Annotated in this window: 11 protein-coding genes and 2 tRNA genes; 8 read left to right on the forward strand and 5 right to left on the reverse strand. The window is 54.4% G+C overall.

Going from position 1 to position 13,079, the window contains the following annotated elements; genetic code table 11:
• Window positions 1-175: 175 nt before the first annotated feature.
• The 4 genes from tig to KORM41_RS14290 form a co-directional block, all read right to left on the reverse strand.
• A complete protein-coding gene (tig, locus tag KORM41_RS14275) occupies window positions 176-1,738 on the reverse strand; it encodes a trigger factor (protein WP_068149445.1) in 1,563 nt (520 codons plus the stop codon).
• A gap of 49 nt (window positions 1,739-1,787) precedes the next feature.
• Window positions 1,788-1,872: transfer RNA gene (locus KORM41_RS14280), tRNA-Leu, on the reverse strand.
• 132 nt (window positions 1,873-2,004) lie between these two features.
• Window positions 2,005-3,498 carry an NAD(P)H-hydrate dehydratase gene (locus tag KORM41_RS14285; protein WP_082719950.1) on the reverse strand — a complete coding sequence of 498 codons (1,494 nt, stop codon included), beginning with the start codon at window positions 3,496-3,498 and terminating at the stop codon, window positions 2,005-2,007.
• Window positions 3,499-3,582: 84 nt separating this feature from the next.
• Window positions 3,583-3,659 (reverse strand) — tRNA-His (locus KORM41_RS14290).
• Between the two features lie 275 nt (window positions 3,660-3,934).
• On the opposite strand from KORM41_RS14290, the gene KORM41_RS14295 reads away from it, so the two are divergent.
• From KORM41_RS14295 to KORM41_RS14305, 3 genes are all read left to right on the forward strand, one after another.
• Window positions 3,935-4,273 (forward strand): P-II family nitrogen regulator, encoded by a 339-nt coding sequence (locus KORM41_RS14295; protein ID WP_068149449.1) that lies wholly within the window; start codon window positions 3,935-3,937, stop codon window positions 4,271-4,273.
• Window positions 4,274-4,368: 95 nt separating this feature from the next.
• Complete coding sequence (glnA, locus tag KORM41_RS14300) at window positions 4,369-5,793, forward strand: type I glutamate--ammonia ligase (RefSeq protein WP_068149557.1); 1,425 nt, start codon at window positions 4,369-4,371, stop codon at window positions 5,791-5,793.
• Window positions 5,794-5,965: 172 nt separating this feature from the next.
• Window positions 5,966-6,502: a hypothetical protein gene (locus KORM41_RS14305; RefSeq protein ID WP_068149453.1), complete on the forward strand. Its 537-nt coding sequence runs from the start codon at window positions 5,966-5,968 to the stop codon at window positions 6,500-6,502.
• Window positions 6,503-6,628: 126 nt separating this feature from the next.
• Here KORM41_RS14305 and KORM41_RS14310 read toward each other — a convergent pair whose 3' ends face one another.
• The gene (locus KORM41_RS14310) at window positions 6,629-6,892 is read right to left on the reverse strand and encodes a hypothetical protein (RefSeq protein ID WP_068149456.1); all 264 of its coding nucleotides are present in this window, start codon (window positions 6,890-6,892) and stop codon (window positions 6,629-6,631) included.
• A 211-nt stretch (window positions 6,893-7,103) separates the two neighbouring features.
• Between KORM41_RS14310 and parE the strand changes: the two genes are divergently transcribed.
• From parE to KORM41_RS14335, 5 genes are all read left to right on the forward strand, one after another.
• Window positions 7,104-9,080 carry a DNA topoisomerase IV subunit B gene (gene parE, locus KORM41_RS14315; RefSeq protein ID WP_068149459.1) on the forward strand — a complete coding sequence of 659 codons (1,977 nt, stop codon included), beginning with the start codon at window positions 7,104-7,106 and terminating at the stop codon, window positions 9,078-9,080.
• 232 nt (window positions 9,081-9,312) lie between these two features.
• Window positions 9,313-10,554, forward strand: coding sequence for a DEAD/DEAH box helicase (locus KORM41_RS14320; RefSeq protein WP_068149462.1), 1,242 nt, complete (start codon window positions 9,313-9,315; stop codon window positions 10,552-10,554).
• Between the two features lie 66 nt (window positions 10,555-10,620).
• Complete coding sequence (locus tag KORM41_RS14325; protein WP_068149465.1) at window positions 10,621-11,406, forward strand: enoyl-CoA hydratase-related protein; 786 nt, start codon at window positions 10,621-10,623, stop codon at window positions 11,404-11,406.
• Window positions 11,407-11,519: 113 nt separating this feature from the next.
• Window positions 11,520-12,305, forward strand: coding sequence for an MlaE family ABC transporter permease (locus tag KORM41_RS14330; protein WP_068149468.1), 786 nt, complete (start codon window positions 11,520-11,522; stop codon window positions 12,303-12,305).
• The gene (locus KORM41_RS14335) at window positions 12,302-13,078 is read left to right on the forward strand and encodes an ABC transporter ATP-binding protein (protein WP_068149471.1); all 777 of its coding nucleotides are present in this window, start codon (window positions 12,302-12,304) and stop codon (window positions 13,076-13,078) included. Before KORM41_RS14330 ends, KORM41_RS14335 begins: the two co-directional genes overlap by 4 nt.
• The last annotated feature ends 1 nt before the right edge of the window (window position 13,079 follow it).

Below are 13,079 nucleotides of genomic sequence, written 5' to 3' on the forward strand. Positions count from 1 at the left end.
TGTTTCTATCTTTTGTGAAGCTGTAGCAAACCCAAGTCGGCTCGGGCAAGGAAATACGAAACACTTCCTGCAATTAGATAGGACTTCGGTAGATCAATTAAAGAGGGGTACAAAAAAAGGGGCCCGGAAGCCCCTTTTCTATCGGCACTGTATGCCGGTATTATTCATTATCAGCCTATTTCTTGGCAGCTGGCTTTTTCGCAGCAGCTTTCTTAGGCGCAGCCTTCTTTGCTGGAGCTTTTTTCGCTGCCGCTTTTTTAGGTTCGGCCTTCTTCTCTGCGTCGTCTTTTTTTGCGGCAGCCTTTTTAGGTGCAGCTTTCTTCGCAGGCGCTTTTTTCGCAGCAGCTTTCTTCTTAGGAGCAGCCTTCTTGCCCTTGGCAGGGTTGGCTTCTTCTTCGTCGATTGCGCGAACAGCAGCTTCCAGCTCGTCACGGGAAACTGTCTTTTCCGTCACGTCAGCCATTTCGAGAACGAAATCTACGACTTTCTCTTCAAAGATCGGAGCACGCAGCTGAGCGCGGGCTTCTTCGTTCTTCTGGTAGAATTCGAAGACCTGAGCTTCTTGACCCGGGAAGCGACGCGCTTCCTCGATGATCTTGCGGTTCACTTCTTCCTGGTTGACCTGGATGTTGTTTTTCACACCCAGTTCGGAAAGCAGCAGACCAAGGCGCACGCGGCGCTCTGCAATTGCACGGAACTCAGCAGCTTCTGCTTCGTCTTCGGGGCCTTCCTGGCCTTCGAAGTCTTCAGCCTTGGCTTCACCGCTCATCACGGCATCACGCTTGATCTGTTCCCAGATCTGGCGGAATTCCATGTCAACCATGCCGGCTGGCACATCAAAGCTGTATTCGTCAGCCAGCGCATCCAGCAGGCCACGCTTCATATGAGCGCGTGTCAGGCTGTTGTTGTCAGCTTCCAGTTGGCCTTTCACAGACTCTTTGAGAGACGCGAGGTCTTCAAAGCCCATGTTTTTGGCCATGTCTTCATCAACCTTGGCTTCAGCAGGCTTGCGGACTTCTTTCACCGTTACGGCGAACTCAGCTTCTTTGCCGGCAAGGTCATCCGCCTGATACTGCTCAGGGAAGGTAACTTTTACGGTCTTCTCGTCGCCTGCTTTGGAACCAATCAGTTGGTCTTCAAAGCCTGGGATAAACATGCCGGAGCCCAGCTCAAGCTGGAAGTCTTCGCCCTTACCGCCGTCGAATTCAACACCGTCGATGGAACCAACATAGTCGATCAGGACAGCGTCGCCTTCAGCAGCCTTGGTGGTTTTCGCAGCTTTCTTGAAAGTCTTCTGTTGGGCAGCGATCTTCTCGCAGAATTCTTCAACTGTTTTGTCGTCAACTTCTGCAACCCAACGCTCAAGCGCTGGCGCTTTAAAGTCGTCGACAGAAATTTCAGGAAGAATCTCAACCTTCAGCGTGTACTCAAGGTCCTTACCGTCTTCATATTCGTCCATGTCCACTTCTGGACGGGTCGCCGGGCGGATATTCTTGTCTTCAAAGAGCTTGGCAGACGTTTCCTGCATGGTCTCGGAGAGAACCTGCCCTTTAGCGCGCTCACCATGCATACGCTTCAGAAGCGACAGTGGAGCTTTACCAGGGCGGAAACCCTTGATTTTTGCAGTGGCACGGAATTCGTCCAGGATCGCGTCCAAACGGTCGTCCAGCTCTTTCGCTGCCACGACAATCTTATACTCGCGCTTCAGTCCTTCATTCAGCAGTTCTTCGATCTGCATGGGTCTTCCAACTCTCTTTTTCTTTTACCAAACAGGGTTTTCCGGAAGGTGGTGCGGGCGGAGGGACTTGAACCCCCACGTCCGAAGACACCAGAACCTAAATCTGGCGCGTCTACCAATTTCGCCACGCCCGCGTTACCTTCGGAAACACTAGAAAAACCGCGCGGCGCGCGACCTGTCCGGTTTCATTAAAACGTGAATTTGACGGGCTTATAACAGGCGCACTGCGGAGTACAAGTATTTTTGTACTTCGAGCCCAATTTTTCCTAGAGCAAAACTTGCGGCAAAGTCCTGACAAGGTCTGAAGCAATCAGCCCCCTGCCCGCTTTCATTGCGGCCTCGCCATGTAGCCAGACACCGGCTGAAGCAGCCTCAAACGGTGGCATGCCTTGTGCCATCAATCCGGCAATCACGCCGGAAAGCACATCCCCGGTGCCCGCGACCGACAACCAAGCCGGCGCATTCGCGGCAATTGAAACCCGCCCATCAGGTGCGGCTACAATGGTAGACACACCCTTCAGCACAATCAGGCATTTTGATGAAACAGCTGCTGATCTGGCTGCGGATATCTTGTTGGCTTCTTTCGACAGCCCAGGGAACAGGCGCGCAAATTCGCCCTCGTGGGGGGTTAGCACCACGTCGTCTGTCCCTTCCTGCGCGAATATATCCAGCCGCCCTACAAGGCTCGTCAACGCATCAGCGTCCAGCACCATTGCCTTGTCGCGGCGGGCTACATCATGAACAAGCTCAGCAGTTTTCTCCCCAACCCCGGCACCCGGCCCAAGCAATATGGTGTTAATGCGGGTATCGGCCATGATCCCCAGGAAACCAAACGCACTGTCGAAGCGTCGCACCATGACATCAGTCAGTGCTGTCGCCTGAATACTATATGTTTCGCTTGGGGCAGCCAGCGTTACCAGCCCGGCCCCCACTCTCAAACCAGCCGTTGCCGCCAACCGGCAGGCGCCCAATGTCGGTTCTTTGCCGCCCAGCACCAGCAGGTGGCCCCGACGATACTTATGCGTCTCAGGCCCGGGAAACGGGTAATGTCCGCCCCAAAGCGAAGGCGTGTTTTCAAAGAGCGTTGGTTTGATCTCTTCAAAGCAGCGGCTCGAAATACCGATATCAACAGCGTGGATGTGCTCCACACCGCCACATAGGAAACGTCCGGGTGCTACCAAGTGCCCAGGCTTTCTGGTGAAGAATGTCACCGTCATATCGGCCTGAAAGCATGGCCCGGTGGGCAAGCCCGAATCGCCGTCCAAACCGCTTGGGATATCCACTGCGACGCGGAACGCATCTAATTCGTTCACAGCTTCGATTAAATCGGCAATGTCGCCCTCAATGGCTCGGGTCAGCCCGGTACCAAAAAGGGCGTCCACTATGACCGTCGCCCCGTTCAGGCGAGCAAGGTCAATGGGGCCAACACCCCCCTGCCAACGCCGCGCCATGATGGCTGCGTCACCTTTCAACTCACGTGTCTCAACCGACATCATCACCCGAACGGGATAGCCCCATTCTTCCAGATAGCGCGCCGCAACGAAGCCATCGCCGCCATTGTTGCCGGGGCCGCAAAGGATCAATATCTCACCACCCGCCTCAAGCGGTGTGCCAATATAATCAACGATCACTTCGGCAACAGCCTTGCCGGCAGCCTCCATCAATGTGAGGCCGTTTGTACCGTTTTTCAGAGCCCATGCATCAGCCTGCCTGGACTCTTCCGGCGTCAAAAGGATGTGGGTGTTGCCACTGGTCTGCACTGTCTTAAGCTCCCCCTCAGGAATCGACGCAGTGTAGCAAAAGAAAAAAGCCCCGGAAGGGGCTTATTCAAAAAAACTTCAGAGTGGGGCGAGTGACCGGATTTGAACCGGCGACATCCAGTACCACAAACTGGCGCTCTAACCAACTGAGCTACACCCGCCATCTCTGAATGTGGCGCTTGTTTATGCGCAAGACTTCAAGTCGTCAAGTCCGAAGTTTGCCATTTTTTTTGCCCCCTTACAAATTCATGTTTTTCCGACCTTTCCGAATAGTGACCAAAGCTCGTGCAATTGCACAATAATTAGGCACTCCAGCGCACAAAGAACGGTCAACCCTTTTGACTGATTGGGAAAACCCGCGGGAATCCGCCACACAGGATTCTGGCATGAACCGTGCGTAAAGAGGGGCAATAACCATAACAAACGGTACCAGGAAATGAAGAAGATCGAAGCAATTATCAAACCCTTCAAGCTTGATGAGGTGAAGGAAGCCCTTCACGAAGTCGGGATTTCGGGGATTACGGTTACTGAAGCCAAAGGCTTCGGACGTCAGAAAGGCCATACCGAGCTCTATAGGGGCGCAGAGTATGTTGTCGACTTCGTTCCGAAGGTGAAAGTGGAAGTGGTCGTGGATTCAGCAGACGCAGAGCGCGCTGTTGAAGCAATCAAGAATGCAGCCCACACAGGGCGCATCGGAGACGGCAAGATTTTTGTCAGCGCCGTTGAAGAAGCAATTCGCATCCGTACCGGCGAAACCGGTAAGGACGCAATCTAGGCACAGGCCGCCCTGCTCCGCAGCGCAGCCAAACATTCATCCGGGCGGGAACCCCGGAACATACACAGTCGTTTAATTCGAAGGGAAAAATGGAAATGTCCAATTATACCGATCTGAGTGTTGAAGACTTTCTCGCTCTGGTAAAAGAGAAAGGCGCAGAATGGATCGATCTGCGTTTTACGGACCCAAAAGGCAAATGGCAGCACCTTACCATGGCTGCAGATGTTGTTGACGAAGACATGATCAGCGAAGGCTTCATGTTCGACGGCTCCTCTATTTCTGGTTGGAAAGCGATCAACGAGTCCGACATGATCCTGAAGCCGGACCTTTCCCGTGTTACCTTCGACCCATTTACGGCCGACGTAACAGCGATTGTCTTCTGTGACATTCTTGAGCCTGCAACTGGCCAGCCTTACGACCGTGACCCACGCTCGATCGCCAAAAAGGCGGAAGCCTATGTGAAGTTCGCGGGCGTTGGCGACACAGCGTTCTTTGGCCCAGAGCCAGAGTTCTTCGTTTTCGACGACGTAAAGTTCAACAGCGGCTACCGTGGTGCCATGTATTCCATCGATGATGTCGAAGGCCCCTACAACAGCGACAAGGCTTTCGAAGAAGGCAACTATGGTCACCGCCCAGCCGTAAAAGGCGGCTACTTCCCAGTGGCGCCGGTTGACAGCTGTGTCGACCTCCGCGGCGAAATGGTAAAAGTTGCCAAGGAAATGGGCCTGAAAATGGACAAGCACCACCACGAAGTGGCCGCTTCCCAGCACGAACTCGGCATGATGTTCTCCACTCTTGTGGACACAGCCGACAACGTACAGGTTTACAAGTATGCGGTGCACCAGGTTGCGCACACTTACGGCAAGACCGCGACCTTCATGCCAAAGCCGGTTGCTCAGGACAACGGCTCGGGTATGCACGTGCACCAGTCCATCTGGAAAGACGGCAAACCGCTGTTCGCAGGCTCTGGTTACGCGGACCTGTCTGAAACCGCTCTCTATTATATCGGCGGTATCATCAAGCATGCCAAGGCGATCAACGCCTTCTCAAACCCGTCCACCAACAGCTACAAGCGTCTGGTGCCAGGCTTTGAGGCACCTGTTCTCCTGGCTTACTCAGCACGCAACCGTTCGGCGTCCTGTCGTATTCCATACGGCACCAGCCCGAAAGCCAAGCGTGTTGAAATCCGCTTCCCTGATGCGACTGCAAACCCATACCTTGCGTTCGCAGCCATGCTGATGGCTGGCCTTGACGGTATCGAGAACAAAATTCACCCAGGCGATGCAATGGATAAAGACCTTTATGCACTGCCTGCGGAAGAACTGCTCGGCGTTCCAACAGTTGCAAGCTCGCTTCGCGAAGCCCTGGAAGCTCTCAATAACGACCGCGAGTTCCTCAAAAAGGGCGATGTGTTCACCGATGACCAGATCAGCGCTTACATTGAGCTGAAGATGGAAGAAGTGAACCGTCTTGAGCTGGCGCCACATCCGGTTGAATTCGAGATGTACTACAGCTCGTAATTCCAAAGACAAATATGTTGGAAAAGGGGGCCTAAGCGCCCCCTTTTTTGTTGTGCGCCGAATATTTTTATAGATTTGTAGTTGTTTACGTTTTAACAACCCGGTGCCTTTAAGGTCGGTCGTAAGCCAACTCGTGTTTTCATCGCGCAAGGAAAAATCAGGCAGCCATCCGATGCAAATTGAATACACCAAAGAACAAACGGCCCTTCGCCCGCTTCTCGCAAGCGCAAACATCCATCCTGAAACCTTTCTGGCCACGGACTATCTCAATCACTACAACGAGATTGTCATGCTTCTGGAAATGGTACCGGATATGCCTGAGCTGGCTGAAGATGCTTTTGACTGGGCACCAAAGAGCTATATCCAGCATTTTGAAGACAGTGGCTTTCAGGCAAAAGACCTCGCCATAGAAGCCTATGATATGGCTCCCGAAGTACTCAAAGCCCCCTTTGAGGGCATTTGCGCAGAATTGGACTCCCTGATCACATCAACCCTGAACGGGCTTAAGGCCACAAATGTTGTGGAACGCGGCTTTACACCGCAAGCTCAACAGCTTATCCGCATGCGAATTGAAGCTGTTCAGGAACTGTTGATGAAATTGAACCAAATTATCCACGGGAAATGGGTCGCGGAAGACCAGCCTGATGTCGAAGAAAAAACCGACGAAAGCGCTCAGACGCAGGAAGATATCGACAAGCTGTTCGATTAGGTCGACTATCAAAACTGACGGCAATCGGCTACGCGTCACTTCGCTGCGCCTTCACCACCAATTCAACAAAAGCTGTTGCTAACCCCCAAGCTCAAGGGGCAACCAAGGCAATTCAAACGCTGCGCGTCACGCCGCTGGTTTGAAATCCTCACCATCTTGCAGCACAGCGATAGAGACGATTTTCTTCAAGTCTGGTCGCCCCTCCCTTGCCAAACTGACAAGAGGATAGCTGCTTGACCCTACTTTGCTAATCCGCTCAACCACCCAAACGGATGCGCGGCTATGCTGGTGCTGAAAACGATCACCGATCGTCACCTCAGACAGTGATTCTCCGGTCGGTGCCGGGCTAAACATCCAATTAAACAAGCCTTTTCGACTTTGACTGGCCATTCGCTCTCTCCAAAAGGCACACATGCACCCATAAAAGGTACCAACAAGGCCTTAAATAAGTTTTAAGCCAGTATGAAACTTACAAGAAGAAAACAGAAATGCCCACTATATTTTCTAATTTTTGTGAAAATTAGCACAATATGTTGTATCGCTTGACGCCGCGTCATCCCTGGTTTACGCCGTTATCTGGACCAGTTTATAGGGTGGGGTTATGAGCGACCTGTTTGAAGTAACACAGACTAAATCTGACTATTCCGCAAAAGACATTGAGGTTCTTGAAGGCCTGGAACCGGTGCGTCAGCGCCCGGGCATGTATATCGGCGGAACGGATGAGCGTGCACTCCATCACCTGGTCGCTGAAATTCTCGATAACTCTATGGACGAAGCCGTTGCAGGCCATGCCAGCCGTATCTCGCTGGCACTCAACGCAGATGGCTCCTTGACCATTTCAGACAATGGCCGCGGCATCCCAACCGACCCTCACCCCAAATATCCCGGGAAATCGGCGCTTGAAGTGATTCTCACCACGCTGCACTCCGGCGGTAAATTCTCGTCCGATGCCTATGCAACATCTGGTGGTTTGCATGGTGTTGGTATTTCGGTCGTGAACGCGCTCAGCGAATGGATGACAATCGAAGTCGCCCGTGACCGCAATATGTGGCGTCAAGGCTATGCCCGGGGCAAGACCACAACAGGCCTTGAGGACCTTGGCGCGGTCCAGAACAAACGCGGCACCACGGTAACCTTCCTGCCTGACCATGAAATCTTCGGCAAAAGCGCCAAACTGAAGCCAAACCGCCTGTATAAGATGGCGCGTTCAAAGGCATACTTGTTCCGCGGTGTTGAAATCCGGTTCAAGTGCGCACCTGAGCTGATTGTGGAAGGCGACGATACACCACAGGAAGCCACCCTGCACTTCCCTGGCGGCCTGGCGGACTTCCTGAAGGACACACTCAAGAAACGCACGTGCGTGACCGATGAGCCCTTCTCCGGCTTTGTGAAGTTCCCGGATGAAGCCGGCCAGGTGGAATGGGCCATTCAGTGGCCTGAGTTTGGTGACGGCTTCTGCAACAGCTACTGTAACACCATCCCAACACCACAGGGCGGCACCCATGAAAATGGCATGCGCAGTGCGATACTCCGCGGCCTGAAGGCTTACGGGGAACTGACAAATAACAAGAAGGCAGCGCAGCTGACTTCAGACGATGTCTGCGGCTCATTCTGTGCCATGCTTTCGGTCTTCATCCGTGACCCACAGTTCCAAGGGCAAACAAAAGACAAGCTGTCAACGCTCGAGGCCTTTCGCCTGACCGAAAATGCTGTCCGTGACGCCTTCGACCATTGGCTGGGCGATCACCCAGACCGCGCCGGCAGCCTGCTGACCTGGGCGCTGGAACGGCTGGAAGATCGCCTGCGCCGCAAGCAGGAACGCGAAATTACCCGGAAAACAGCTGTCAGCAAACGTAAGCTCCGCTTGCCGGGCAAATTGACCGATTGCTCCAGCGATTCTTCGGAAGGCACTGAGATATATATCGTGGAGGGTGACTCCGCAGGTGGCTCCGCCAAACAAGCGCGGGATCGGAAGACGCAAGCTGTCCTGCCGATCCGCGGTAAAATCCTCAACGTGGCCTCCGCCACGCGTGACAAGATAGCCGCCAACCAGGAAATCCGAGATTTGATCCAGGCGCTGGGCTGCGGAACGCGGGATCACTATGACGGCGATGCGCTTCGCTATGAGAAAGTCGTCATCATGTGTGACGCGGACGTTGACGGCGCCCATATCGCAACGCTCCTCATGACATTCTTCTTCCAGGAAATGCCTGGGCTGGTTAAAGACGGGCACCTGTATCTTGCCATGCCGCCGCTCTACCGGCTGGCCCAGTCAGGCAAAGTCGCTTATGCACGCGATGACGCCCACAAAGACGAGCTGATGGCCACTGATTTCTCAGGCCGTGGGAAGGTAGAGATCAGCCGCTTTAAGGGCCTGGGTGAAATGCCCCCTGCACAGCTGAAAGAAACCACCATGGCACCAGCCAACCGTACACTTCAGCGCGTCACGTTGCCGCCTGAGTATGCCGAGCGGGCAGAGGTCAACCGGCTTGTGGATGACCTGATGGGTAAAAAGCCTGAAAAACGCTTCGAATTCATCCGCGATAATGCGGCAAGTGTTGATCAATTGGACATCTAATACTCCGACGTCGCCGAACCACGATGGAAACCGCAAATATCAACTGTGCGATCGATTTCTGGCGTCCGCCGCTTGTATCCGGGTGCCAGAAAGCCAACTGTCACATAAAAGCGCCGGTTAAGGGACTAAAGCATGGGTTTTCTGCGGCATATTCCCGTTTCCAACATTGACATTGACGTAAGCCCTCCTATGCTGCGCGCAAATTATGTAAGAAGCAACTGGTAGGACACGCATGGGTTTCGACCTCTTAGGACTGAGTGAACCAACATTAAAGGCTGTAAGTGAGGCCGGTTATACCGAGCCCACGCCCATTCAGGCGCAAGCCATCCCGCAAGTTTTAATGGGACGCGACGTTCTGGGCATCGCCCAAACCGGTACCGGCAAGACGGCTGGTTTCACCTTGCCCCTTATCGATATTCTGTCCGAAGGACGCGCTCGCGCCCGGATGCCACGGTGCCTGATTCTTGAGCCCACCCGCGAACTGGCGGCACAGGTTGCTGAAAGCTTCGAAAAATACGGCAAAGGGCACAAGCTGACGATGGCGCTTCTGATTGGCGGCGTAAATTTCGCGGATCAGGAAAAGCTGCTGGACCGCGGCGTTGATGTTCTGATTGCCACCCCTGGTCGTCTGCTGGACCACTTCACTCGCGGCAAGCTCCTCCTGAACGGGATCGATATTCTCGTGGTTGATGAAGCTGACCGGATGCTCGACATGGGCTTTATCCCGGATGTCGAGAAAATCTGCGAGTGCATTACCAAGAACCACCAGACGCTTTTCTTTTCGGCCACGATGCCGCCGGTGATTGAAAAGCTGACCAAACGCTTCCTTGACGATCCCAAGATGATCACGGTTGAGCGCAAATCCAGCACAGCGCAGACCATCGAACAGAAGCTTGTGGTTGTCGGCCCACGCGACAAGCGCAAAGCGCTGCGTAAGCTTCTGAAGGATGAGCCCGTGAAAAACGGCATCATCTTCTGCAACCGCAAGAAGGACGTAAAAGAGGTTTATAACAGCCTCGCGCGTCATGGTTTCAATGTTGGCCAATTGCATGGTGATATGGAGCAGAGCGAGCGCCTTGAAATACTGCGTCAGTTCAAGGCCAACGAAGTTCAACTTCTTTGTGCTTCCGATGTCGCAGCCCGCGGTCTCGACATTGCTGACGTAAGCCATGTGTTCAATTTCGACGTACCAAGCCATGCTGAGGACTATGTTCACCGCATCGGCCGTACTGGCCGCGCTGGTCGCAAAGGCAAAGCCTTCACGCTGACCACAACCGGCAAGACCGACACACGCTTTGTTGAAGCCATTGAAAAAATGATCGGCAACAAAATCCCACGTGGCGAGAAGATCGACCTCGCGCCACCAAAGCCGAAGGTTGCCGCGGATGACATGCCGAAAAAGCCATTTGTCGGCATGGGGCCACACGTTCCGGCCTTCCTGGCACGCCCAGTAGAGATCAAGCGCAGCCGCTAATTGCGGTTGCCAAACCACCGGCCTGCGCTAAGTCTTCTTTCTGGGGACAATAAGCGGGAGGCCAGCATGCCCACATATGAGACGATCGACTTCAGCATAGAGAATGGTCTGGCGACCATCACCTTCAATCGCCCAAAGCAGCTGAATGCTCTGAGCGCCAAGCTGAAAGCCGAGTTTCTAACCGCCCTACGGTCCCTTAACCGTGAAGACAGCGAGGCCAGAGCCCTTTTGATCACGGGCGCGGGGCGCGGCTTCTGTTCTGGCGCTGATCTGGCTGAAGGCGGCAATGAGAACCGAGACATGGGCGCCAGTCTGACGGACTCTTACCACCCGTTCCTGACAGAACTCGCGAACCTCAAAATTCCGGTCATCAGCGCAGTCAACGGCGTGGCTGCTGGCGCAGGCATGAGCATCGCAATCTCGGCGGATATCGTCATTGCATCCAAATCCGCTTACTTCCTGCAGGCATTTGTCAACATCGGGCTGGTGCCGGATGCGGGCAGCACCTTCATTTTACCGCGCCTTGTGGGCCTAAGCCGGGCCCGAGCCATGATGATGCTTGGCGAACCTATCCCGGCTGACACCGCCCTTGATTGGGGACTGGTCTATGATGTCGTAGACGATGACAAACTATTGGACACTGCCAAGGCCAAAGCGATGAAACTGGCCAACGGCCCCACTGTGGCGCTGGGCTCCATCCGGCAGCTGCTGGCACAGTCCTTGACGAATGACTACCCCGGCCAACTGGCAGCCGAAGCTAACGCCCAGCGTGTCGCTGGCCGCACGGAAGACTGCATTGAGGGCGTCATGGCCTTCATCGAGAAGCGCGAAGCTGCCTTCAAGGGTAAATAGCCAATCCGGCCACAAAATCCGGCATCCTTAAATCGCCACTTTTCATTTCTATCAGAGGACGCTACACATCCTTCTGGTAGTTTGAGAACATAAAGGCAACAAAGGGAGCATCCGTGCGCAATCCGCTCGCGATCATTGGTCAGGTGGTTTTGGCAAGTCTGGCCGAAATCGGTCGGCTGTCGAAATTCTCGGCAACCGCCATCAGCAGCATCGTCATGCCCCCGGTATACTGGCGGCACGTCCTCAATCAAATGTGGCTCATCGGCTATAACAGCCTGCCCGTTGTTGGCCTTACGGCTCTTTTCACAGGCGCGGCGCTCGCACAACAAATTTACGTTGGCGGCAGCCGCTTCAATGCTGCTTCCGTGGTGCCTGGCGTGGTTGTCATCGCCATCGTGCGTGAACTGGGCCCTGTGCTCGGCGGCCTGATGGTGGCAGGGCGCGTCTCTTCCGCCATGGCGGCCGAGCTTGGCACCATGCGCGTGACAGAGCAGATCGACGCACTCGTGACCCTTTCGACCGACCCGTTCAAATATCTGGTGGCACCGCGCCTGATCGCTGCGGTCATCACCCTGCCCTTACTCGTGATCATCGCCAACATTATCGGCGTGCTGGGCGGTTACCTGATCGGTACAGGCCGCCTGGGGCTAAATGAAGGCACCTACCTGCAGGTCACGGTAGACTTCCTTGAGCGTGCAGACGTGATCTCGTCGCTTGTGAAGGCCGCTGTCTTTGGCTTCTTCATCGCACTGATGGGCAGCTATCACGGATACAACAGCCGCGGCGGCGCCCAGGGCGTGGGTAAAGCCACGACAAACGCCGTGGTCTCAGCCTTCATCGCCATCCTGCTTGCGAACCTGATCATCACAGTGATTGTCTTTGGGGGGCGCGGCGTATGAGTACCGACCTCAAGATCCAGCTGAAGAACGTACATAAGGGCTTTGGTCCAAAGAAGGTCCTGCAGGGCATCAATCTGGACGTTCCAAAAGGCCAGTCAGTCGTCATTATCGGCGGCTCGGGCACAGGCAAGTCTGTAATGCTCAAATGCATTCTGGGTATCCTGAACCCGGACCAGGGCGAAATATATGTGGACGGCGAGGATGTCACCAAATTCTCAGGCCGTGCCCGCAAGAAGATATTGAGCAAATTCGGCATGCTATTTCAGGGCGGTGCCTTGTTCGATAGCCTGCCTGTCTGGGAAAATGTCGCCTTCGGCCTGATACAGGGTAAAGGCATGAACCGGAAAGACGCCAAGGAAATTGCGATCGAAAATCTGCGGCGCGTTGGCCTTGGTGCTGACGTAGGCGTACTTTCCCCAGCAGAACTGTCGGGCGGCATGCAGAAGCGTGTGGGCCTTGCGCGTGCCATCGCGACAGAGCCAGAAATCATCTTCTTCGACGAGCCAACCACAGGCCTCGACCCGATCATGGCGGATGTGATCAACGATCTGATCGTGGAGTGCGTTAAGGACCTTGGCGCAACAACGCTTTCAATCACCCACGATATGGCCAGCGCGCGCAAGATCGCGGACCGCATCGCCATGCTCTATCACGGCAAAATTATCTGGGAAGGCGCCAAAGACCAGATCGACCATTCAGGCAATGATCATGTCGACCAGTTCATCCATGGTCGCGCCCAGGGCCCAATTGAGATGGAATTGTTGAAGCTCTGAT

The sequence above is a fragment of the Kordiimonas lipolytica genome (genome assembly GCF_001550065.1).